Origin of the sequence: Rhizobium sp. GCM10022189, assembly GCF_042656325.1 — a bacterium.
Taxonomy (GTDB): Bacteria; Pseudomonadota; Alphaproteobacteria; order Rhizobiales; family Rhizobiaceae; genus Rhizobium.
Genome location: NZ_JBHSOR010000049.1, coordinates 927,548 through 950,835 on the forward strand (window position 1 = coordinate 927,548; position 23,288 = coordinate 950,835).

Annotated in this window: 24 protein-coding genes; 22 read left to right on the forward strand and 2 right to left on the reverse strand. The window is 64.1% G+C overall.

Annotated features, from left to right (window positions below; genetic code table 11):
* Positions 1–11: 11 nt before the first annotated feature.
* The 7 genes from ACFPWW_RS25690 (at position 12) to ACFPWW_RS25720 (ending at position 6,720) form a co-directional block, all read left to right on the forward strand.
* A complete protein-coding gene (locus ACFPWW_RS25690) occupies positions 12–584 on the forward strand; it encodes a hydrolase (RefSeq protein ID WP_112565005.1) in 573 nt (190 codons plus the stop codon).
* Between the two features lie 133 nt (positions 585–717).
* Complete coding sequence (gene mepA, locus ACFPWW_RS25695) at positions 718–1,806, forward strand: penicillin-insensitive murein endopeptidase (protein ID WP_377313802.1); 1,089 nt, start codon at positions 718–720, stop codon at positions 1,804–1,806.
* Between the two features lie 104 nt (positions 1,807–1,910).
* The gene (locus ACFPWW_RS25700; protein WP_112565001.1) at positions 1,911–2,291 is read left to right on the forward strand and encodes a methylglyoxal synthase; all 381 of its coding nucleotides are present in this window, start codon (positions 1,911–1,913) and stop codon (positions 2,289–2,291) included.
* 27 nt (positions 2,292–2,318) lie between these two features.
* Positions 2,319–3,335: a glucokinase gene (locus ACFPWW_RS25705; protein WP_113412622.1), complete on the forward strand. Its 1,017-nt coding sequence runs from the start codon at positions 2,319–2,321 to the stop codon at positions 3,333–3,335.
* 96 nt (positions 3,336–3,431) lie between these two features.
* Positions 3,432–5,219 (forward strand): ABC transporter ATP-binding protein, encoded by a 1,788-nt coding sequence (locus ACFPWW_RS25710; protein WP_112564997.1) that lies wholly within the window; start codon positions 3,432–3,434, stop codon positions 5,217–5,219.
* Between the two features lie 18 nt (positions 5,220–5,237).
* Positions 5,238–6,062 (forward strand): 4-hydroxy-tetrahydrodipicolinate reductase, encoded by an 825-nt coding sequence (dapB, locus tag ACFPWW_RS25715; protein ID WP_377313804.1) that lies wholly within the window; start codon positions 5,238–5,240, stop codon positions 6,060–6,062.
* 22 nt (positions 6,063–6,084) lie between these two features.
* Positions 6,085–6,720, forward strand: a complete 636-nt coding sequence (locus ACFPWW_RS25720) for a 2,3-bisphosphoglycerate-dependent phosphoglycerate mutase (RefSeq protein ID WP_112564993.1) — start codon at positions 6,085–6,087, stop codon at positions 6,718–6,720.
* Positions 6,721–6,878: 158 nt separating this feature from the next.
* Here ACFPWW_RS25720 and phnF read toward each other — a convergent pair whose 3' ends face one another.
* On the reverse strand, positions 6,879–7,616 hold the full coding sequence (gene phnF / locus ACFPWW_RS25725; protein ID WP_377313806.1) for a phosphonate metabolism transcriptional regulator PhnF: 738 nt from the start codon (positions 7,614–7,616) through the stop codon (positions 6,879–6,881).
* Between the two features lie 135 nt (positions 7,617–7,751).
* Between phnF and phnG the strand changes: the two genes are divergently transcribed.
* The 15 genes from phnG (at position 7,752) to ACFPWW_RS25800 (ending at position 20,469) form a co-directional block, all read left to right on the forward strand.
* Complete coding sequence (phnG, locus tag ACFPWW_RS25730; RefSeq protein WP_377313857.1) at positions 7,752–8,228, forward strand: phosphonate C-P lyase system protein PhnG; 477 nt, start codon at positions 7,752–7,754, stop codon at positions 8,226–8,228.
* Positions 8,228–8,836 carry a phosphonate C-P lyase system protein PhnH gene (gene phnH, locus ACFPWW_RS25735; protein WP_112755124.1) on the forward strand — a complete coding sequence of 203 codons (609 nt, stop codon included), beginning with the start codon at positions 8,228–8,230 and terminating at the stop codon, positions 8,834–8,836. Before phnG ends, phnH begins: the two co-directional genes overlap by 1 nt.
* 4 nt (positions 8,837–8,840) lie before the next feature.
* Positions 8,841–9,947, forward strand: coding sequence for a carbon-phosphorus lyase complex subunit PhnI (locus ACFPWW_RS25740; RefSeq protein WP_112754151.1), 1,107 nt, complete (start codon positions 8,841–8,843; stop codon positions 9,945–9,947).
* Complete coding sequence (locus ACFPWW_RS25745; RefSeq protein ID WP_377313808.1) at positions 9,944–10,819, forward strand: alpha-D-ribose 1-methylphosphonate 5-phosphate C-P-lyase PhnJ; 876 nt, start codon at positions 9,944–9,946, stop codon at positions 10,817–10,819. The genes ACFPWW_RS25740 and ACFPWW_RS25745 overlap by 4 nt, the downstream gene beginning before the upstream one ends.
* Positions 10,816–11,592, forward strand: a complete 777-nt coding sequence (gene phnK / locus ACFPWW_RS25750; protein WP_112754153.1) for a phosphonate C-P lyase system protein PhnK — start codon at positions 10,816–10,818, stop codon at positions 11,590–11,592. The genes ACFPWW_RS25745 and phnK overlap by 4 nt, the downstream gene beginning before the upstream one ends.
* A gap of 4 nt (positions 11,593–11,596) precedes the next feature.
* Positions 11,597–12,307, forward strand: coding sequence for a phosphonate C-P lyase system protein PhnL (gene phnL, locus ACFPWW_RS25755; protein WP_377313810.1), 711 nt, complete (start codon positions 11,597–11,599; stop codon positions 12,305–12,307).
* Complete coding sequence (locus ACFPWW_RS25760; protein ID WP_112705675.1) at positions 12,304–12,921, forward strand: DapH/DapD/GlmU-related protein; 618 nt, start codon at positions 12,304–12,306, stop codon at positions 12,919–12,921. The genes phnL and ACFPWW_RS25760 overlap by 4 nt, the downstream gene beginning before the upstream one ends.
* Positions 12,922–13,039: 118 nt before the next feature.
* Positions 13,040–13,885, forward strand: coding sequence for a phosphonate ABC transporter ATP-binding protein (phnC, locus tag ACFPWW_RS25765; protein WP_377313859.1), 846 nt, complete (start codon positions 13,040–13,042; stop codon positions 13,883–13,885).
* Positions 13,886–13,971: 86 nt separating this feature from the next.
* A complete protein-coding gene (gene phnD, locus ACFPWW_RS25770) occupies positions 13,972–14,880 on the forward strand; it encodes a phosphonate ABC transporter substrate-binding protein (protein WP_112564975.1) in 909 nt (302 codons plus the stop codon).
* Positions 14,881–15,044: 164 nt separating this feature from the next.
* The gene (gene phnE, locus ACFPWW_RS25775; protein ID WP_112564973.1) at positions 15,045–16,010 is read left to right on the forward strand and encodes a phosphonate ABC transporter, permease protein PhnE; all 966 of its coding nucleotides are present in this window, start codon (positions 15,045–15,047) and stop codon (positions 16,008–16,010) included.
* 7 nt (positions 16,011–16,017) lie between these two features.
* Positions 16,018–17,364 (forward strand): phosphonate ABC transporter, permease protein PhnE, encoded by a 1,347-nt coding sequence (phnE, locus tag ACFPWW_RS25780; protein WP_113500490.1) that lies wholly within the window; start codon positions 16,018–16,020, stop codon positions 17,362–17,364.
* Positions 17,365–17,502: 138 nt separating this feature from the next.
* Positions 17,503–18,198, forward strand: coding sequence for a DUF1045 domain-containing protein (locus ACFPWW_RS25785; protein ID WP_113412628.1), 696 nt, complete (start codon positions 17,503–17,505; stop codon positions 18,196–18,198).
* A gap of 12 nt (positions 18,199–18,210) precedes the next feature.
* Positions 18,211–19,350: an alpha-D-ribose 1-methylphosphonate 5-triphosphate diphosphatase gene (locus ACFPWW_RS25790; RefSeq protein ID WP_377313813.1), complete on the forward strand. Its 1,140-nt coding sequence runs from the start codon at positions 18,211–18,213 to the stop codon at positions 19,348–19,350.
* A complete protein-coding gene (phnN, locus tag ACFPWW_RS25795) occupies positions 19,350–19,946 on the forward strand; it encodes a phosphonate metabolism protein/1,5-bisphosphokinase (PRPP-forming) PhnN (protein ID WP_112565640.1) in 597 nt (198 codons plus the stop codon). The genes ACFPWW_RS25790 and phnN overlap by 1 nt, the downstream gene beginning before the upstream one ends.
* Positions 19,947–19,965: 19 nt before the next feature.
* Positions 19,966–20,469 (forward strand): GrpB family protein, encoded by a 504-nt coding sequence (locus ACFPWW_RS25800; RefSeq protein ID WP_112705670.1) that lies wholly within the window; start codon positions 19,966–19,968, stop codon positions 20,467–20,469.
* Between the two features lie 18 nt (positions 20,470–20,487).
* On the opposite strand, the gene ACFPWW_RS25805 is transcribed toward ACFPWW_RS25800, so the two are convergent.
* Complete coding sequence (locus tag ACFPWW_RS25805) at positions 20,488–22,833, reverse strand: DNA translocase FtsK (RefSeq protein WP_377313815.1); 2,346 nt, start codon at positions 22,831–22,833, stop codon at positions 20,488–20,490.
* Between the last annotated feature and the right edge of the window lie 455 nt (positions 22,834–23,288).

Sequence of the window (23,288 nt, forward strand, 5' to 3'; positions counted from 1 at the left end):
GGAGATTTCCCATGTCCCTCTACGATCCCAAGACCACCGCACTGATTTCCATCGACCTGCAGGACTTCATCGTCAGCCGGCAGGTTGCGCCCCATCCCGCCCGGCAGGTGGTCGAGAACACCGCCGCCATTGCCCGGAAGCTGAAGTCCGAAGGCGGCACGGTGATCCTCGTCACCGTCGGATTCTCCCCGGACTATGCCGATGCTGTCAACCAGCCGGTGGACGAGCCTGCGGTTTTCCCCGAAGGCGGCCTTCCGGCAGCAGCGCTGGCGGCACCGGCCGAAATCGCAGCCCTTGCGGTCGACGTCCATATCGTCAAGCACCAGTGGAGCGCCTTCTACGGCACGGAACTGGACCTGCAGCTTCGCCGGCGCGGCATCAGGACCGTGATCCTGACCGGCATTGCCACGAATTTCGGCGTCGAGGCGACGATCCGCGACGCCTTCGCGCATAATTACGCCGTTATCGCCGTCGAGGACGCGATGAGCACCTTCACAGCCGACATGCACGCGCTGGCCTGCGAGCGCATCCTGCCGCGCCTGTCGCGCCTGCGCAAAACGACGGAGGTTCTGGCCAACGCCTGACGGCTGCGGCGATGCGTCCCCGCTGCGCCTGCCAAAACATCGATTCACCAAAATTGCTTTTCACGATAGGTTCGATCGCAGATCACTTCAGATTCGATCGGAATCACTTCGGCAGATGCGGCAAGGGAACGGCATGGCTTTCGGCTTGGTTCGGGCTTTCAAGGCCCAGACTTTCAAAACTCTCGGCAAGCTGGCGCTCGCCGGCGCAATGGGCGCAAGCCTTGTCGCCGGCGATGTCGGCGCTCAGCAGAAGACGCCGAGCCCCGGCAGCGCCAAGGCGATTTTCGGCGCCGTGAAACTGCCGACCCAAGGGCCGGCGCAGCCGATCGGCTTCTACGCCAAGGGCTGCATGACCGGCGCCGAAGCGCTGCCGGCGGACGGGCCGACCTGGCAGGCGATGCGGCTTTCGCGCAACCGGCGCTGGGGCAACCCGGCGATGATCGCCCTGCTCGAAAAATTCTCGCAGGATGCGCATGACAGGATCGGCTGGCCCGGCATCCTCGTCGGCGACATTGCCCAGCCACGCGGCGGGCCGATGTTCAACGGCCATGCCTCCCACCAGATCGGCCTCGATGCCGATGTCTGGCTGACCCCCATGCCTTCGCGTCGCATGAGCTACGAGGAGCGGGAGAGCCTGCCCTTCACCACCATGCTGCAGAAGGACAAGTTCCTGACCGTCGATCCCAGGGTCTGGAGCCAGCAGCGGGCGCAGCTTCTGATGCTGGCGGCCAGCTACCCGCAGGTCGAGCGCATCTTCGTCAATCCGGCGATCAAGAAGAAGATGTGCGACACCTGGACGGGCGACCGCACCAATCTCGGCAAGCTCAGGCCGGAATACGGGCACGATTCGCATTTCCATATCCGCCTCAAGTGCCCGCCGGGGGCCAAGGGCTGCACGCCGCAGGCGCCGGTGGCGGCCGGCGACGGCTGCGACAAATCGCTTGCCTGGTGGTTCACCAAGGAGCCCTGGGCGGCGCCGAAACCGCCCAAGCCCGGCGCGCCGCCGAAGCCGCCGCGCGAAGTCATGGTCTCCGACCTGCCGAAGGCCTGCTCGGCCGTTGTCGATGCCCCGTCCGTCGCCTCCGCCGAGGCCGCGACCTATGGCGGGACCTCGGCTGCGAGCGCGCTGACCGCCGCACCGGCCGCCGCGCCCGTTGCCGATACCGGCGGCGCGCTGCCCTCCGTCGGCCCGGTGCCCAACGACAAGCCGGCCGTGCAATAGGCCGAACGGGCCGCCTGCCACTGCGGGCGGCTGTCTTTCAAATCGCAAAAGCCTGGTGTAGAAGCGGCCAAATCGATTGAATGACGCGCGCGGAGGTTCCGTTCATGGCCGGCGGCAAGTGCCTAGCATTGATTGCGCATGACCAGAAAAAGGACGACATGGCGGAATTTGCCCGCCGCAACACGAACCTCCTCGCCAGGTGGAAAATCGTCGCCACCGGCACGACCGGCGGGCGCGTGCTCGATGCCGCTCCCGACCTGGACGTGACGCGGCTGAAAAGCGGCCCGCTCGGCGGCGACCAGCAGATCGGCGCCCTGATTTCCACCGGCGAAGTCGGCGCGCTCATCTTCTTCGTGGACCCGCTGACGCCGATGCCGCATGATGTGGACGTGAAGGCGCTGATGCGGCTTGCGATCGTCTACGACATTCCGATGGCGCTGAACGAGTCGACCGCCGAAAAGCTTCTCCCCACCCTTAACGCCTGATCCCTCGGGCCTAGCACGGAACCGGCCATGACTGCATCCTCTACTCCCTTGCCCTTTCCGATCCTGATCGGCGACATCGGTGGCACGAATGCCCGCTTCTCCATCCTGACGGATGCCTATGCGGAGCCGAAGCAGTTTCCCAACGTGCGCACGGCCGATTACGAGACGATCGACGAGGCGATCCAGAAGGGCGTGCTCGACAAGACCTCGGTGCAGCCGCGCGCGGCGATCCTTGCCGTCGCCGGCCCGATCAAGGCCGACGAGATTCCGCTGACCAATTGCCCCTGGGTGGTGCGGCCGAAGAGGATGATCGAGGGGCTTGGCCTCGTCGACGTGCTCGTCGTCAACGATTTCGAGGCGCAGGCGCTGGCGATCGCCGCCCTTTCCGACGACAATCGCGAGCGGATCGGCGGCGTCTCGGGCGACATGGTGGCCTCGCGCGTCGTTCTCGGCCCCGGCACGGGCCTCGGCGTCGGCGGCCTCGTCCATACCCAGTCGACATGGATTCCGGTTCCGGGCGAAGGCGGGCATGTCGATCTCGGGCCGCGCAGCAAGCGCGATTACGAAATCTTCCCGCATGTGGAGACCATCGAGGGCCGGATTTCGGCCGAACAGATCCTCTGCGGCCGCGGCATCGTCAACCTCTACCGCGCCATCTGCGCGGCCGACGGCGTTCAGCCTGTCATGGCCGACCCGGCCGACATCACCTCGCACGCCCTTGTCGGCAGCGACAAGATCGCGGTCGAAACCGTCTCGCTGTTTGCCACCTATCTCGGCCGCGTGGCGGGCGACATGGCGCTGCTGTTCATGGCCCGCGGCGGCGTCTACCTCTCGGGCGGCATTTCCCAGAAAATCCTTCCGGCACTGAAAAAGCCGGAATTCCGGGCCGCCTTCGAAGACAAGGCACCGCATTCGGCTCTCTTGCGGACGATCCCGACCTATGTCGTCACACACCCGCTGGCCGCGCTTGCCGGGCTTTCCTCCTATGCGCGCATGCCGGCAAACTTCGGCCTTTCGACGGATGGGCGGCGCTGGCGGGCCTGAGCCCGTCTAGCCAAACCTGCTCCAACTCTTTATAGAGCCCCGCGAACATGCGTGCCGCGCCTGCGGCATGCGGCCCTTTGACAGGAAGCCACTTTTTTGGAAGCCGCCGACAGCAGAAAGCCACCCGTCAACAGCGATACCGTGACCGGCATCCTGAAGCGCATCATCGCGGAAAACGGCCGGGACCATCTCTGGGGCTATGTCTTCGCGATCAGCTGCCTCGTCGTCGTGGCGCTTTCGACGGCGTTCACGGCCTGGATCATGCGGGCGATCATCGACGAGGCCTTCGCCAACCGGCGCGCCGACGTCGTCTGGATCATCTGTCTTTCGATCTTCATCGCCTTCATGCTGCGCGGCTTTGCGAGCTACGGACAGGGTGTGGCGCTGTCGCGGATCGGCAACGATATCGTCGCCCGCTACCAGCGCCGGCTCTATTCGCACCTGATGACGCTCTCGGTCGGCTTCTTCAACGAGGCGCGCTCGGCCCAGATCGCCGCGCAGGTCAGCCAGAACGTCAGCGGCATCCGCGACGTGCTGAACCTCACCATCACCTCGACGGTGCGCGATCTCTTGACCTTCGTGTCGCTGATCGGCGTCATGGTGCTGCAGGACCCGCTGCTGAGCCTTGCCGTCTTCATCCTGGCGCCGCCGCTGCTTTATGCGCTGCGCTACGTTTCCAAGCGGCTGCGTTCGGCCACGCGCGAGGCCGTCGACCTCAACAGCCACGTCCTCGGCGCCATGCAGGAGACGATCCAGGGCATTTCCATCGTGAAGGCCTTCACGATGGAAGAGGCGCTGGAAACCAAGGTCAACAAGCTGATTTCCGCCGCCGAAGGCCGGGCGAACCGCATTGCGCGGCTTTCCGAGCGCACCTCGCCGCTGACGGAAAGCTTTGCCGGCTTTGCGGTGGCGAGCGTGCTTGCCTATGCCGCCTATCGCTCAATCTATCAGGGCGTGCCGCCGGGCGCCTTCTTCTCCTTCGTCACGGCGCTGCTGCTCGCCTACGATCCGGCCCGCCGCCTTGCCCGCCTGCAGGTGCAGATGGAACGCGCCGTCGTCAACGCCCGGATGATCTACGAGCTGCTCGACATGGAACCGCGCCAGCGCGACCTGCCGGATGCCAAACCGCTTGTCATCACCGAAGCGAAGATCGAGTTCCGCAACGTCTCCTTCGCCTACGGCAACGAAAGCGTGCTCGACGGCGTGACGCTGACGGCCGAGGGCGGCAAGACGACGGCGCTCGTCGGGCCCTCGGGTGCGGGCAAATCCACCGTCATCAGCCTGATCCCGCGCTTCTACGATCCGAAGGAAGGCGAGATCCTGATCGACGGGCAGGATATCGCCCATATCACCAAGCGGTCGCTGCGCCGGCAGCTCGCCTACGTGTCGCAGCAGCCCTATCTCTTCGAAGGCACGATCCGCGACAATATCCGCTACGGCCGGCCGGACGCGAGCGACGAGGATATCGAGAAGGCGGCGCGGCTTGCCTATGCGCATGACTTCATCCTGGCGCAGCCGCAGGGCTACGACACGCCCGTCGGCGAAAACGGCGTGACGCTTTCCGGCGGCCAGCGGCAGCGGCTTTCGATTGCACGCGCGCTGGTGCGCAACGCGCCGATCCTGCTTCTCGACGAGGCGACCTCCGCACTGGATACAGAATCGGAAGCGGCCGTGCAGAAGGCGCTCGACGAGGCCATGACCGGCCGCACCGTCGTCGTCATCGCCCATCGTCTCTCGACCGTGGTGCGCGCCGACAAGATCATCGTGATGCAGCAGGGCCGCGTCGTCGAAGAAGGCAATCACGAGACGCTTGCGAAGGTCAGCGACGGACTTTACGCTCGCCTCAACAATCTGCAGAGGCCTTCGGCTTCTGATTCATACTGATCGGGATGACGGACTGACATGAGCGACGCTGCGATGAAACTGGTTGTGGTTGGGGCAGCGGGGCGCATGGGGCAGACGCTCATCCGCCTCATTCATTCCATCGAGGGCGCAACGCTGCATGCGGCGATCGAGCGGCCGGGTTCGCCCTTCGTCGGCAAGGATGCGGGCGAAATTTCCGGGCTTGGCGCCAACGGCATCATCGTCGGCGACGACCCGCTGGCAGCCTTCCTGCATGCCGAGGGCGTGCTCGACTTCACCTCGCCCGCCGGATCGGTCGAGTTTGCCGGCCTTGCCGCCCAGGCCCGCATCGTCCATGTGGTCGGCACGACCGGCTGCTCGGCAGAAGACGACGCCAGGATCGCGGCGGCGGCGCGCCATGCGCGGGTGGTCAAATCGGGCAATATGAGCCTCGGCGTCAACCTGCTCAGCGTTCTCGTGCAGCAGGCGGCCCAGGCGCTCGACCCGGCCGACTGGGATATCGAAATCCTCGAAATGCATCACAAGCGCAAGGTCGATGCACCCTCGGGCACGGCGCTGCTGCTCGGCGAGGCCGCTGCGAAGGGCCGCGCCATCGATCTTTCCGCAAAATCGGTGCGCGTGCGCGACGGCCATACCGGCCCGCGCGAGGCGGGTGCGATCGGCTTTGCGACGCTGCGCGGCGGCTCCGTCATCGGCGAACATTCCGTGCTCTTTGCCGGCGAAGGCGAAACCGTGACGCTCTCGCACAGCGCAACCGACCGTTCGATTTTCGCGCGCGGCGCCATCAAGGCGGCACTCTGGGCGCGCGACAAGAAACCGGGGCTCTATTCCATGCTCGACGTTCTCGGGCTTTCTTCCCATTGACCATTTCTCGGAGGCATTTTTCATGAGCGGTACCCTCGTCCTCGTTCGCCACGGCCAGAGCGACTGGAATCTCAAGAATCTCTTCACCGGCTGGAAGGATCCAGACCTGACCGAACTCGGCATCCAGGAAGCCGCGACCGGCGGCCAGGCGCTTGCCGATTACGGCATCAAGTTCGACATCGCCTTTACCTCGGCACTGGTGCGCGCCCAGCACACGCTGAAGCTGATCCTCGACAAGGTCGGCCAGCCGAACCTCGAGACGATCCGCGACCAGGCGCTGAACGAGCGCGACTATGGCGACCTCTCCGGCCTCAACAAGGACGACGCCCGCGCCAAGTGGGGCGAGGAACAGGTGCATATCTGGCGCCGCTCCTACGACGTCCCGCCTCCGGGCGGCGAAAGCCTGCGCGACACGGGCGCCCGTGTCTGGCCCTACTATCTGACGGAAATCCTTCCGCGCGTCCTGCGTGGAGAAAAGGTGCTGGTTGCCGCACACGGCAATTCGCTGCGCTCGCTCGTCATGGTGCTCGACAAGCTCAGCCGCGAGCAGGTTCTGTCGCTCAATCTGGCGACCGGCGTGCCGATGGTCTACAAGCTGAAGGCAGATTCCACCGTCGCTTCCAAGGAAGTGCTCGGCGACATGTCCGGCGCGCACTAAAGAATCTCCGTTTTTCGTCGAAACACGGAAATTCTCTATCTTCCTGTTTTCACGCAATTCCGGACGCAAAACTGCTACGCACTTTTGCTGGAATTGCTCTCAGCGCGAACAGACGCCGATAAGGTTCAAGGCCGGGCTCGCGCCCGGCCTTTTCGTTTTCAGTTCTCAATTGTGAACTGCACCCGATCGGCCGCAAAGCGGCTGATCGAATATTGCACCGGCACGCCGTCGAGATCGGTGTTCATGGCCTTGGTGATGAGCAGAATGGCGCCGGGCGTCAGTTCCAGGTCGGCGATATCGCCGGAATCGGCGTGGGCGGCGGTGATCTCCGTCGTGGCGCGCACATAGTCCGGTACGCCAAGGGCCGCGAAGGTCTTGGTGACGGATTCGGTCTGGCGGTAGGTCTCGACGAGGCCGGGGAAACGGGCGGCGGGAAACCAGCTCGTGCCGCGCGCGACGGGCCGCCTGTCGGCATCGCGCACCGTTTCCAGCCGGATGACCGGCGTGCCCGGCTCGATGCGCAGCCAGCGGGCCACTTCGGCATCGGCCGCCTCCTCCGCATGGCCGAGCAGGAGCGCATGCGTCTCGCGCGCCTGGTCGCCCAGACCATCGGTAAAGCGGGTGCGGCGGCTGATCGGAAAATTCAGGCGGTCCTTGCGCTCGATCAGGGTGCCGCGACCCTGCACCGCACGCACGATTCCTTCCTGGGCAAGTGCTGCAAGCGCGCTGCGCACCGTATGCCGGTTGACGCCGAACTGCAGCGCCAGGACGGTTTCCGGCGGCACCATGCCCGTTTCGTCATAGACGCCGCTGCCGATCGCCTCGCGGATCCTGTCGGCGATCTGCCGCCAGAGCGCCACCCCCGTCTGCCGCTGCACCTGCTTTAATCCTGCCATTACACCCCTGCCCGGTCATTTTCCGGCTCGGCCAATTTCGGGCGTGCCGTGTCACACGCTTGTCACCTCACGGATTTAGGGATAGGTATAGCTTGTATGGTTGTCTATATCAATAGACATTTCAAGGAAAAGATGATGACGGCAGCAGAGAAGACAGAGGCTGCGGCACGGACGGGCGACGGGCGCAAACGCACCGTCGACCTGCTGGCGCGCGCCGAAAGACAGGAATTGCTGGCGGCGTGGGATGCGCTTGCCGAAAAACCGGTGGCGCAGCCGGTGCGCGGCCCGGAAACGGGACTCGTCATGGTGCGCGGCCGCATCGGCGGCGGCGGCGCGCCCTTCAATCTCGGCGAGGTGACGGTGACGCGCGCCACGGTGCGCCTTGCCTCCGGCTCCGTCGGACATGCCCACGCGCTCGGCACCGACCGCGAGAAGGCACGGCTTTCGGCGATCTTCGATGCGCTCTGGCAGGAGGAGGCCACCAGGGGCTTCGTCGAGCAGACGCTGCTGTCGCCGATCGCAAACCGGATCGCCGGGGACGCCGGTCGCAAGGCCGGGGAAACGGCCGCGACCCGCGTCGATTTCTTCACCATGGTGCGAGGAGAAGACTGATGGGCCTCAAGACCGACGTCCTGACCGGCGGCTTCGCCGAGCCGGTTTTCCAGGCGCAAAGCGTGTTCAAGATGCTGATGGACGGTATGGCCCGGCCCGGCACGATCCAGACCGTCGCGGCCGACGTTGCGCCGCCGGCGCCGCTCGGCATCGCCGCCGGCGCGATTGGCCTGACGCTCTGCGACCATGACACGCCCGTCTGGCTTTCCGCCGGGCTTGCCAAATCGGCTGTTTCGGAATGGCTCGGCTTCCATGCCGGTGCGCCGCTGACGGCCGAAAAGGCGGAGGCGCGCTTCGCCTTCGTCGAAACCGGGGTTGCGCTTTCCACGTTCGGCCTGTTTGCCGCCGGCACGCAGGAATATCCCGACCGTTCGACCACTGTGGTGATCGAGCTTGCCGAACTCGAGGGCGGCCGTCGTCTGGCGCTGATGGGACCGGGCATCCAGAGCGTGACCGAGATTGCGCCTGTCGGCCTGCCGGAAACCTTCCTGCGCCTTTGGACGGAAAACCGTGCGCTCTTCCCGCGCGGCGTCGACATCGTGCTGACGGCGGGCAGGCGTTTCCTCTGCCTGCCGCGCACCACCAAGATCACAGCAACGGAGATCTGAGCGCATGTATGTTGCCGTCAAGGGTGGCGAGGCCGCCATCGCCAATGCCCACCGCCTGCTCGCCGACCGCCGGCGCGGCGACCGTTCCGTGCCGGCGATCGGCATCGAACAGATCGTCGAACAGCTGGCGCTCGCCGTCGACCGCGTCATGGCCGAAGCCTCGCTCTACGACCGCACGCTGGCAGCCCTTGCCGTGCGCCAGGCGCGCGGCGACATGATCGAGGCGATCTTCCTTCTGCGTGCCTACCGCACGACGCTGCCGCGCTTCGGCTATTCCAGGCCGCTCGACACCGCCAATATGCAGATCGAGCGCCGCATCTCCGCCACCTACAAGGACCTTCCGGGCGGCCAGCTGCTCGGCCCGACCTTCGACTATACGCACCGCCTGCTCGATCCGACGCTGCTTTCGGACGAGGCGGTGGAAGAGCCCGCCCAGCGCGAAGCGGAAACCGGCCGCGTCATGCGCGTCTCCGAAATCCTCGGCCAGGAAGGGCTGATCGAAAGCGACGGCGAGCTTCCCGAGGATCATGAGACGGGCGACCTGACGCGCGAGCCGATGGAATTTCCGATGACCCGCGACCTTCGCCTGCAGGCGCTGGCGCGCGGCGACGAAGGCTTCCTGCTGGCGCTCGGCTATTCGACCCAGCGCGGTTACGGCCGCAACCACCCGTTCACCGGCGAAATCCGCATCGGCGAGGTCGAGGTGGAATTCGACGTGGCCGAACTCGGCTTTGCCGTCTCGCTCGGCCCGATCCAGCTCACCGAATGCCAGATGGTCAACCAGTTCAAGGGCTCGGCCAAGGCGCCGCCACAGTTCACGCGCGGCTACGGCCTCGTCTTCGGCCAGAGCGAGCGCAAGGCGATGGCCATGTCTCTCGTGGATCGTGCGCTGCGCGCCGAAGAGCTCGGCGAGGACATCACCGCGCCGGCACAGGACGAGGAATTCGTCATTTCCCATTCCGACAACGTGCAGGCGACCGGCTTCGTCGAGCACCTGAAGCTTCCGCATTACGTGGACTTCCAGGCCGAACTCGACCTCGTCCGCCGCATGCGCCGCGAATTCGAAGCCGCCCGCAACAGCGGCGAGACCCAGAAGGAGGCCGCCGAATGAGTGATCTCGCCACCTATAATTTCGCCTATCTGGACGAACAGACCAAGCGCATGATCCGCCGCGCCATCCTGAAGGCGATCGCCATTCCCGGCTATCAGGTGCCCTTCGCCAGCAGAGAAATGCCGATGCCCTACGGCTGGGGCACGGGCGGCGTGCAGGTGACGGCGGCGATCATCGGGCCTGACGACGTTCTCAAGGTCATCGACCAGGGTGCCGACGACACGACCAACGCCGTCTCCATCCGCGCCTTCTTCCAGAAGGTCGCCAATGTCGCCGTCACGACCCATACCAAGGACGCGACGATCATCCAGACGCGCCACCGCATCCCCGAGGAAAAACTCGGCGAAGGCCAGGTGCTCGTCTACCAGGTGCCGATCCCGGAGCCGCTGCGCTTCCTCGAACCGCGCGAGACCGAAACGCGCAAGATGCATGCGCTGGAAGAATACGGCCTGATGCATGTGAAGCTCTACGAGGACATTGCCCGCAACGGCCGCATCGCCACGACCTATGCCTATCCGGTGAAGGTAAACGGCCGTTACGTCATGGACCCGTCGCCGACGCCGAAATTCGACAATCCGAAGATGCACAGGTCGGAAGGGCTGCAGCTCTTCGGCGCCGGCCGCGAAAAGCGCATCTATGCCGTGCCGCCCTATACTGACGTCGTCAGCCTCGATTTCGAGGACCATCCTTTCGAGATCCAGCGCTTCGGCAAGCCCTGCGCGCTCTGCGGCGCGGAGGACGTCTATCTCGACGAAGTGATCCTCGACGACCGGGGCGGGCGCATGTTCGTTTGCTCCGATACCGATCATTGCGAGGACCGCCGGGCACACGGACATGCCGGCGACATGCTGGCCCGGGAGGCTGCAGAATGACCGAAACACCGCTTCTCAAAGTCAACGACCTCTCGAAGTTCTACGGCAGCCGCATCGGCTGCAAGAACGTCTCCTTCGAGCTTTGGCCGGGCGAAGTGCTCGCCATCGTCGGCGAATCCGGCTCCGGCAAGACGACGCTGCTCAACTGCATCTCCACCCGGCTGATGCCGACCACCGGCAGCGTCGAATATCACATGCGCGACGGCAATTACCGCGACCTCTACCACATGAACGAGGCGGAGCGCCGCTTCCTGATGCGCACCGACTGGGGCTTCGTGCACCAGAACCCGGCCGACGGGCTGCGCATGACGGTTTCTGCCGGCGCCAATGTCGGCGAACGCCTGATGGCGATCGGTGACCGGCACTATGGCAAGATCCGCTCGACCGCGGTCGACTGGCTGGAGCGCGTCGAAATCGATGCCGGCCGTATCGACGATCAGCCGCGCGCCTTTTCCGGCGGCATGCGCCAGCGCCTGCAGATCGCCCGCAACCTCGTCACCGGCCCGCGCCTGGTCTTCATGGACGAGCCGACCGGCGGTCTCGACGTGTCGGTGCAGGCACGCCTGCTCGATCTCGTGCGCGGCCTCGTCAACGATCTCGGCCTCTCGGCCATCATCGTCACCCACGATCTCGCCGTCGCCCGCCTTCTCTCGCACCGCATGATGGTGATGAAGGACGGCCATGTCATCGAGCAGGGCCTGACCGACCGGGTGCTGGACGACCCGCGCGAGCCCTATACCCAGCTCCTCGTTTCCTCGATCCTTCAGGTTTAAGAAGATGGCAACGCCTCTCGTCGTTTCAGAAGTCGCCAAGAGCTTCACCATGCACCTGCGCGACGGCATCAAGCTGCCTGTCGTCTCCGACGTCTCCTTCTCGGTGGCATCGGGCGAATGCGTCGTGCTCGGCGGCCCTTCGGGCATCGGCAAAAGCTCGCTGCTCAAGATGATCTACGGCAATTATGCCGTCGATAGCGGCCAGATCCTCATCGACCACAAAGGCCGGATCGTCGATCTCGCCGCCGCCGACCCGCGCACCATTCTCGACGTGCGCCGCCACACGCTCGGCTATGTCAGCCAGTTCCTGCGCACCGTGCCACGCGTGGCCGCGATCGACGTGGTCGCCGAGCCGCTGCTGGCACGCGGCGAAGCCGCCGCCGGCGCCAGGGAGAAGGCCGCAGCCCTGCTTGAAAGGCTCAACCTGCCGGAAGCGCTCTGGCAGCTGCCGCCCGCCACCTTCTCCGGCGGCGAGCAGCAGCGCGTCAATATCGCCCGCGGCTTCATCACCGATCACACGATCCTGCTGCTCGACGAGCCGACGGCCTCGCTCGACGCGAAGAACCGCGCCGTGGTCGTCGGCATGATCGAGGCGAAGAAGAAGGCGGGCGTCGCCCTTCTCGGCATCTTCCACGACGAGGAAGTACGCGAGGCAGCCGCCGACCGCATTCTCGACGTACAGCAATTCTCTCCGCGAAAGGCGATCGCAGCATGAGCCGCAAGCTGGGCATCGAGCCCTATTTCCACGAGACCGCCTCCATCTCCAAGTCAAGTTTCGGCCGCTATACGGAAGTTTCCGAACGCTGCCGCATCAGCGAGGTGGAGTTCGGCGACTATTCCTACATCATGCAGGACGGCTCCATCTGGTGCGCGACGATCGGCAAGTTCGTCAATATCGCCGCCGCCGTGCGCATCAACGCCACCAACCATCCGACCTGGCGCGCCACGCTGCACCACTTCACCTACCGCGCCGTCGACTACTGGCCGGATGCCGACATGGAGACGGAGTTCTTCGAATGGCGGCGCGCGAACCGCGTCGTGATCGGCAACGATGTCTGGATCGGCCATGGCGCGACGATCCTGCCCGGCGTGACGGTCGGCAACGGGGCCGTGATCGGGGCCGGCGCGGTCGTGTCCAAGGACGTCGCGCCCTACACGATCGTCGGCGGCGTGCCGGCCAAGCTCATCCGCGAACGCTTCCCGAAGGAGGTCGGCGAGCGCATGGACAGGCTTGCCTGGTGGGACTGGGAGCATGATCGGCTGCGCGATGCACTGGCGGATTTCCGGGCGCTTGGAGCCGAAGACTTCCTCTCGCGCTACGGTGGCTAAGCTCAATGCTGCGGTGCAGAGTTTTGTGACAGGACTTACACAAAACTGACATGCGAGCTTCACGAAGCGGGACTAATGCGATCCCTGACGCAAGGCAGAAATGCGAAGGAAGAGCATGATGTTCGAACTGAAGAATGTCACACGCCGGTTCGGAAAGAAGCTCGCTGTCGATTCCGTAACGCTGGACATTCCACAGGGCCAGATGGTCGGCATTATCGGCCGTTCCGGTGCGGGCAAGTCCACGCTTCTGCGCATGATCAACCGCCTGCAGGAACCGTCTTCCGGCACGATCCATTTCGGCGGCGTCGAGGTTTCCGGCCTTCGCGGCCAGGCGCTGCGCAACTGGCAGCGCGACTGCGCGATGATCTTCCAGCAGTTCAACCTCGTGCCGCGTCTCGACGTTCTCACCAACGTCATGCTCGGCCGCCTGAACCACCGCTCGACCGTGCTCAGCCTGCTCAACGTCTTCACCCGTGAAGAGCGCATCCAGGCGATTGCCGCGCTTGAGCGCCTCGGCATCGAGCAGACGGCGCTGCAGGCGGCCGGCACGCTTTCCGGCGGCCAGCAGCAGCGTGTCGCCATCGCCCGCGCGCTGATGCAGAACCCGAAAATGGTTCTGGCCGACGAGCCGATCGCCTCGCTCGACCCGCTCAACGCCAAGATCGTCATGGACGCGCTGCGCGACATCAACGAGCGCGACGGCATCACCGTCATCACCAACCTGCACACGCTCGATACGGCCCGAAACTACTGCGAACGCATCGTCGGCATGGCGGCCGGCCGCGTCGTCTTCGACGGCAAGCCTTCCGAACTGACGAGCGACGCCGTCAAGGAAATCTACGGCACGGACAAGGACGGTGCCGGCATCGACGAGACGATGACCTCGACCGCAATCAACATCGCTCCGGAAGGAGCGGAAAACCAATCCGCTGGCACCCAACCGCTGGCGCTGGCCAGTCTGTGAGAGGGGCGGCCTCGATCGAACGCCCGCGTCAAGGGCAGATTTCTTCGTAACAAAACGACCGGCCCCGGTCATTCAGGAGAGAACCCATGTTGAAGAAAGCACTTTTTGCTGCAACGGCGATCCTGTCGCTCGCAGCCGGCGCTGCCAATGCCGCTGACCTCAAGGAATTCCGCGTCGGCATCCTCGGCGGCGAAAACGAAACCGACCGCCTGCGCAACTATGCCTGCCTTGCAGACCACCTGAAGCAGGAATTCGGCTTCGAGAAGGTTTCGCTCTTCCCGGCCGCCGACTATGACGGCGTTATCCAGGGCCTGCTCGGCGGCACGCTCGACTTCGCAGAACTCGGCGCTTCCGGTTACGCAGCCGTTTACCTCAAGGACGCCAAGGCCGTTACGCCGATCCTGACGACGCAGCAGAAGGACGGCTCGACCGGTTACTACTCGATCGGTCTCGCGCTGAAGTCCTCCGGCATCAAGACCATCAAGGACGCCAAGGGCAAGAAGCTCGGCTACGCCGATCCGGACTCCACCTCGGGCTACCTCGTTCCGCTGACGCAGATCCCGAAGGACACGGGTATGCCGAACGACAAGTTCTTCGCGTCCACGCAGTTCAACGGCGGCCACGAGAACAACCTGCTCGCAGCTTATGACGGCAAGGTCGATGTTGCCGTCGACGACTCCTCGGGCATCGGCGATTTCAAGGACGGCTACACCTCCGGTACCTTCCGCAAGGAAGTCGACAAGGGCGCCGTCGACCCGAACAAGCTCGTCGAAGTCTGGCGTTCGCCGCTGATCCCGAACGGCCCGCTCGTCGTTCGCAACGCTCTCGGCGAAGAATGGCAGAAGAAGCTCACCGACTTCTTCATGGCTCTGCCGGAGAAGGACCACAAGTGCTTCACCGCTATCGAAGGCGGCGACTACAAGGGCTACGCCCCGGTCAAGCACGACTTCTACAACGCCGTTGTCGACGTTCGCAAGGCTGCTATCGGCGGCTGATTGCGCCATCCGTATGCGGGGCGGCCGGCGACGGCCGCCCTTTTCTTGTGACGACAGCGCCGCGCGACAGACGCGCAAAGGACGCTGCAGCACTTTAAATTGCTGCATGATTTCATCCTTAAACCGCGCCCGATTTAAGGAATGATGCAGGAGGCGAGGCATTGATGACTATTGCCGATACACAGCCGCATGTGCCGCTGCAGAGCACGAAGGAAATCGCCACGGCCTGGGACCGGATGATCGCCCGGCGGCGTTTCTACACCGCTCTTGGCCTGGTGATCCTCATCGTCGCCTTCGTCAGCTCCGTCCGTTTTGCCGACGAGAGCAATGCCGGCCATTTTTTCGACCGCCTGCCGCATCTCTTCGATTTCCTGAGCTGGCTTATCCCCAAGGACTGGACCGACGTCTGGCGCGCCCTTTTCGACATAGCGAGCCCGAACGACAAGGGTGGTGAAGAATTCAATTTCGCCAATGGCCGCGTCTATGTCTGGGGCAGCTTCTATATCCCTGAATATTTCGAGCTGATGATCGTCACGATCAACATCGCGCTCGTCTCGACCATCGTCGCCTTCATCTTCGCCGTTCCGCTCAGCTTCTTTGCGGCGCGCAACCTGACGAAGAACTGGCCGCTTCGCATCTTCACCAAGCGCCTGATGGAATTTCTGCGCGCCTTCCCCGAGATCGTCATTGCCGGCCTGTTTTCGGCGATCCTTTCGATCGGCCCGGTGGCCGCCATCATCGCCATCACGCTCCACACGATCGGCGCGCTCGGCAAGCTTTTCTACGAAGTCGCCGAAAATATCGACATGAAACCGGACGAAGGCATGCGGGCCGTCGGCGCAAACTGGATCGAGCGCGTGCGTTTCGCCGCCCTGCCGCAGGTCATGCCGAACTACGCCTCCTATGCGCTGCTGCGCCTCGAAATCAACGTGCGCGCATCGACGATCATCGGCGCCGTCGGCGGCGGCGGTATCGGCGAGGAGCTGAAGCTTTCCATTTCGCGCGGCTTCGGCGCCAAGACCGTGGCTCTCGTGCTGCTGCTCTTCATCACCATCGTGGCAGTGGACCAGTTCTCCGCCTGGCTGCGCCGCCGCCTTGTCGGCGAACACGCCTTCCTCCTGCAACATTGAGGCTGCCATGACGGTCATCGACGCACACCGCATGCATGAGATCGAAACGCGCTATCCGGAATATTTTCACCGCTCCTTCCGCCAGCGTTTCGGCGGCCTGCTCATCGTTCTCGCCACTATCCTCTACGGCATCTACGCCGTCTGGTTCTTCGACCTGCCGAAGCTCGTCGCCGAAGCCCATTGGGAACGCTTCGGCATCTATATGAGCCAGTGGGTCAGCTACGACGTGCAGCCGGAATTCCGCATCGAGGACGACGGCACGATCCAGACGCGCTACCCGCGCTTTTCGCCGCTCGGCGACGATCCGCACCCGGACTGGGTCAAGGCCAATGCCGACGGCAGCATCATGGTTGTCGTCAGCGGCAGCGGCCGCACGGTGACGGTCAGCAAGGGCCAGACGACAATCGTCGCCCATGGCATGACGGTGCCGGTCGACGTTTCCAGCGGCGCGCCGAAGGTCGTCGGCCCGGTGCCGGACTGGATGACCGTCTATGACGACAACGTGCTCGCCGATCTCGGTTTTGCCGGCGACGTCAGCATTTCCGCCGACCGCGTGAAGGTACGCAAGCGCTTCATCGGCTGGGCCAATTTCGTCTTCGACACGCAGTCGCCCTTCTTCGACAAACCCGTGAGCGAAGTCGCCAGCCTGATCATCTCCGGCCCGCGCATCGATCCCGACCAGTCGAACCTGTCGCTGGCATTCGACAATATCTGGAACAACAGCGCCTGGCAGCATGGCGACGTCTGGACGAAGCTCTTCCAGACGATCGTCATGGCCTTTCTCGGCACGCTGCTCGGTTCGCTCGCGGCCTTCCCGCTCGCCTTCCTGGCGGCGCGCAACATCACGCCGAACAGGTTCATCAACCAGGCCCTGAAGCGTTTCTTCGATTTCCTGCGCTCGGTCGACATGCTGATCTGGGCGCTGTTCCTGACGCGCGCCTTCGGCCCCGGCCCGCTTGCCGGTTCCGGCGCCATCTTCATCACGGAGACCGGCACGCTCGGCAAGCTTTATTCGGAAGGCCTTGAAAACATCGACAACAAGCCGCGCGAGGGCGTGAAGTCGACGGGCGCCTCGACCGTGCTGGTGCACCGCTACGGCATCATGCCGCAGATCGTCCCCGTCATCGTCAGCCAGACGCTCTACCAGTGGGAATCGAACGTGCGCGGCGCCACGATCATCGGCGCCGTCGGCGCCGGTGGTATCGGCCTCAAGCTCTGGGAAGCCATGCGCACCAATTCCAACTGGGAGAACGTCGCCTACATGGTCATCCTGATCCTAATCGTCGTCTTCCTGTTCGATACGGCATCGAACGCGCTTCGCCATCGACTGATGGGCACCAGGGCGGGTCATTGAGCCGGTTAAAAGATGGTGACGGCGCCGCCGTCATCATCATTCTGTCATGGAAATCTTTTAGCCGGAGCGTGCTTGCGGTTCGCCGCCAAATCACTGCACATTGCGCTCCCCGTTCGGACGATCTCCAGGATAAAAGCCTTGCGCTACGCTCTCTATTTTTCGCCGTCTCAGGATGATGCCTTGACGGAAGCGGCCTCCGTCTGGCTCGGCCGCAATGCCTTTACCGGCGAGACCCATCCTGCGCCCGAACATGAGACGCTGCCGGCTGCCGAACAGTTCGAGCTGACGGCCGATCCGCGCCGCTACGGTTTCCACGCGACGATCAAGGCGCCGTTCGAACTTGCCGCCTCCGTGACCGAACGGGACCTGATGGCAGTCGTCGAAGATTTCGCCGCCAGAACGCCGGCCTTCGACATTCCGGAACTGGTGCTCGGCCAGCTCGGCCATTTCTTCGCGCTCGTGCCGGGCGCGCTCCATCAACCGCTTCAGGATTTTGCGGCAACAGTGGTAAAGTCGTTCGAGCCTTTCCGCGCCGCGCTCTCCGAGGCCGATATTCTCAGGCGCAAACCGGAAAGGCTGAGCGAGAGCCAGCGCAGCAATCTCCTGCGATGGGGTTACCCTTATGTCATGGAAGACTTCCGCTTTCACATGACGCTGACCGGCCAGGTGCCGGAAGAACGGGCCGAAGTGATGAAGGCGATCCTGGCCGAGCGTTTCGCAGGTTTCACCGGCAGGCCGCTTCGTATTTCCGGCCTTGCCGTCTTTAGCGAGGAGGCGCGCGGCGCGCCTTTCAAAGTCCACACATGGCTGCCGCTTGCTGGCGCCAGAAGCTGAGAGTTTTCCGACATGAGCAAAGAGACCGTTCTTTCAAACGCCCGCATCGTTCTCGAGGACGACATCCTCTCGGGCGCCATCCTCATCCGTGACGGCAAGATCGCCGACATTTCGGAAGGCAGCTCGGTAGCCGGCGAAGATTTCGAAGGCGATTATATCATTCCCGGCCTCGTCGAGCTTCACACCGACCATCTGGAAGGCCATTATTCGCCGCGTCCGGGCATCCGCTGGAACAAGACGGCGGCCGTCCAGGCCCATGATGCGCAGATCGTCACTTCGGGCATCACCACCGTCTTCGACTGCCTGCGCATGGGCGCGGACGAGGATGGCGGCTTCGAGCATGGCGAGATGCGCGAGATGGCCGATGCCATCCAGTCGGCCGAAAAGGAAGGCCGCCTGCGCGCCGAACACCTGATCCATCTGCGCTGCGAGGTTTCGGCCGACAACGTGCTGCAGCATTTTGCCGATTTCGAGAAGGACCCCTATGTCCGGCTCGTCTCGCTGATGGATCACGCACCCGGCCAGCGCCAGTTCCAGACGATGGATCAGTATGTCTATTACTACCAGAAGAAGCGTGGCCTGACCGATGAGGAATTCGCCCGTTTCTGCGCCCGCCGCATCGCCGAATCCGAGCGCAATTCCACGCCGCATCGCGAGGCGATCTCCAGGGTCTGCGCCGAGCGCGGCATCACCGTCGCAAGCCATGACGATGCGACCTCGGCCCATATCGACGAGGCAATCGAGAACGGCGTTCGCCTTGCCGAATTCCCGACCAGCGTCGAGGCCGCCAGACTGTCGCACGAAAACGGCATGAGCGTGCTCATGGGCGCGCCGAACATCGTGCGCGGCAAGTCGCATTCCGGCAATATCGCCGCCCACGATCTGGCGCAGCTCGGCGTGCTCGACGTGCTCTCCTCCGACTATGTGCCGCTCAGCCTGTTGCACGCTCCCTTCATTCTCGCCGACGAGGTGGAGGGCATCACGCTGCCGAAGGCGATCGCGATGGTCACGGCAACGCCGGCGCGCACCGTCAGCCTCAACGACCGCGGCCGCATCGCAACCGGCCTGCGGGCCGATCTCGTGCGTGTCCACCGCTCGCACGGCGTGCCGGTGACGCGTTCCGTCTGGCGCGAAGGACGCCGTGTCGCATGATGATGTCGCACGAACCTCATCCGGGTGCGGGTGCCGAAAACGGCATCATGGTCGTCGTCGTCGGACCGAGCGGCGCCGGCAAGGACACGCTGATGAACCTTGCCGCCCGGCATTTCGACCACCGCGAAGACGTGCATTTCGTCCGTCGCGTCATCACCCGCCACGGCGATGCCGGCGGGGAAGACCATCTTGCCGTTTCGGATGCCGGATTCGCATCGATGGAACAGGCCGGTTCCTTTGCCGTGTGGTGGGAAGCGCATGGCCTCAAATACGGCATTCCGGCCGAGGTTTCCGTGTCGCTCGCCAAGGGCCACATCGTCGTGGCCAACGGTTCGCGTTCGGCGCTGCACCGCTTTCAGGCCGCCTTCCCGCGGCTGAAGGTCATCAACGTGACGGCCCGGCCGGAAGTGTTGGCCGGCCGCCTGGAGGCGCGCGGGCGCGAGACGCACGAGGATATCATGGCCCGGCTGGCACGCGGCCCGCTGACGGTGCGCGGCGACTACGACGTCGTGGAACTCGACAATAGCGGCTCGCTGGAGGAAGCCGAGCGCAGGATGATCGATACGCTCGACGGCTTCCTGAAGGAAATCCGCTGAACCGGACGAGAGAAAGAGAATGGCCATTCAGGTTGTCGCCTATGATCCGGAATGGCCCTTCGTCTTCGAGAAGATTGTCGGCGAGCTTGCACCGCTCCTTGCCGATCTCGACCCCGTCTTTCATCATGTCGGCAGCACATCCGTTCCCGGACTGACGGCAAAGCCGAAGATCGACCTGCATGCCGCCTTTGCGGATGCGGATGCGCTTCCCGAAGCCATCAAGCGTGTCGAAACGCTCGGCACCTTCACCTTCCACGGCGACAAATACCGGCAGCAGACCTGGACCTTCACCAGCGGCAAGGGCTCGCACGGAGCGCGGCTCTATCTCTGCACCACCGACAATGCCGTGCTGCGCGACCGGATCGCCTTTCGCGACTATCTGCGCTCACATCCTGAGAGAGCGGATGCCTATGCCGCGCTCAAGCTGCGGCTGATGCGCGAGGCCAATGACGACTGGGATTATTATACCGGTGGCAAGCGAGACTTCGTGCTGGAAACACTCCGTCTCGCCTCGCTTGCCTGATTATCGGTGCCGCAGCGATTATTCGTTGTCGCCGCGGCCCGAGACGATCTCGCGTTTGCCGACATGGTTTGCCGGGCCGACGAGGCCTTCCTTTTCCATGCGCTCGACCAGCGAAGCGGCTCTGTTGTAGCCGATGCCGAGACGGCGCTGGATATAGGAGGTCGAGCACTTCTTGTCGCGCATGACGACCTTGACGGCCTGCTGGTAGAGCTCGTCGCCATCCTCGGCGCCCATGGCGCTCTTGTCGAAGACGGCGCCGTCCTCTTCATCCTCCGCCTCTTCCTCCTCGTCGGCCGTAACCGTATCGAGATATTCGGGGCGGCCCTGTGTCTTCAGGTGCGCGACGACCTTCTCGACCTCGGCGTCGGAAACGAAGGGGCCGTGGACGCGGGCAATACGACCGCCGCCCTGCATATGCAGCATGTCGCCCTGGCCGAGCAGCTGTTCTGCGCCCTGCTCGCCGAGGATCGTGCGGCTGTCGATCTTCGACGTCACCTGGAAGGAGATGCGGGTCGGGAAGTTCGCCTTGATCGTGCCGGTGATGACATCGACCGAGGGGCGCTGGGTCGCCATGATGAGATGGATGCCAGCGGCGCGCGCCATCTGTGCCAGACGCTGGATGGCGCCTTCGATCTCCTTGCCGGCGACCATCATCAGGTCGGCCATTTCGTCGACGATGACGACGATATAGGGCATGGGCGCAAGATCCAGCTCCTGCTGCTCCTCGATCGGCGCGCCGGTCTGCCGGTCGAAGCCGACCTGCACCATGATATGGATGGTCTCGCCCCTGTCGCGGGCCTGGGAGACGCGGCCGTTATAGCCGTCGATATTGCGCACGCCGAGGCGCGACATCTTGCGATAGCGCTCCTCCATCTCGCGCACCGCCCATTTCAGCGCCATGACGGCCTTCTTCGGATCGGTGACGACAGGCGTCAGCAGGTGCGGAATGCCGTCATAGACGGAGAGTTCGAGCATCTTCGGATCGACCATGATGAGACGGCACTGTTCCGGCGTCATGCGGTAGAGCAGCGACAGGATCATGGTGTTGATGGCAACCGACTTGCCGGAGCCGGTGGTGCCCGCAACGAGCAGATGCGGCATCTTGGCGAGTTCGGCGATCACCGGTTCGCCGCCGATCGTCTTGCCGAGGCCGAGGGCCAGCTTGTAGCCGCTCTTGTCGAAATCCTCGCTCTCGATCATCTCGCGGAAATAGACGGTTTCGCGCGTCACGTTCGGCAGTTCGATGCCGATGACGTTGCGGCCGGGCACGACGGCGACGCGGGCCGAGAGCGCCGACATCGAGCGGGCGATATCATCGGCCAGACCGATGACTCGGGACGATTTTACGCCGGGCGCCGGTTCGAACTCATAGAGGGTGACGACCGGGCCGGGGCGGACATGGATGATCTCGCCCTTGACGCCAAAATCCTCCAGCACGCTTTCCAGGAGGCCGGCATTCTGCTCCAGCGTCTCCTGCGACATGATCTCGCCAAGCCGCTCCGGCGGCTCCTGCAGCAGGGCACGCGGCGGGAATTCATAGCCGGACGCATCGACCTTTTCGGCGATGACGCGAGCGGGCCGAACCGGGGACGGCGCGGGCGCTGCGATTTCGACACGCGATGCGGCCGCTACCTCCTGCGGTGCCTCATCCGGCTGGACGAAAGGAGCCTGGGCAGCCGGCGTCGGCACGACCGGGGCCTGGGCAACGCGGACCGCCGGGGGACGGACGGGGCGGGCCGGCGCGGGTGCAACGGGCGGCGCTGCGCGCGGTGCCACCGGTGCCGGATTATGCCGGCCGGGACGCCATTCCATGATGCGGAAGCGGGAGATGATCGATTCGGGTTCGACCTGCGGCAAGACAATGGCCTGGCCGCGCGACGGCTCGGCCTGCGTCTCCTCGAAGGCCATGACTTCCCAGAAGGCGAAATCCGAAATGGAGGAAAGCTCCGATGCGGCCCGCAATGCGGTCTCGACGGGGGCTGCGGCAACCGGCTGCGGTTGCGGTTCCGGCTGCGGCGCGACCGGCTCGGCCACTTCGGGCAGATAGATATCGAAGGGCACGTTCACCGTGATCGGCGCGCGCATCTGCGGCGCTGGCAGGGGGCGCGGCGCTGCCACGGCCTGCCGGGGAGGCGCGACGATTTCCTCGCGGACCGGCTTTTCCGGCGCGTGGCGCTTGCTGATCAGCGTTTCCGGCGTGCGGGTGAAGCGAACGTTCGGGGCAAGCGAGAAATTGCTCTGCCACAGCGGCGGAACCGGCTTTTCGCCTTCATGTTCCAGGGGCGCATTTTCCGCGGGATGTTCGGCTTCAAGTCCGGAGGAGAAATCTCCGGCATCCGTCAAATTGGTTCTTGGAAAACGCATGCGACAGCTACTCACTCATGCCTAATAATTTCTGACATTCTTCCGGATAGAAAATGAAGGTTAATAAGTTCCTTCCAGCCGTCCCGATGCGGGACGGCGTTGATGAGGAAAGCTCACTGATTTCAGGGGCTTGAGTCTGACGGAAAAATCTTTGGGGTGCCGCGACGAAGCGTCTTGGGGCGCATCGCGACCATTCGGCCTCGCCTGCCGCGCTTTAAGCTCTTGTTTTCACATGTCGTTACGGCAAAACCGCTACACGCTTTTGCGCGACATGCTTTGTCTGGCCGCATGTCGTTACCGCAAAACCGCTGCACACTTTTGCGCGACATGCTTAGGATCGATCGACATTCAGGATTCCCAAATCAGTTGCTGAGTGATTCATAGGCTGCCGTGATGATCACGGAGACCTGTGGATGGCGGCGAAGCGGTATGAACTGAGCGACGGACAGTGGGAG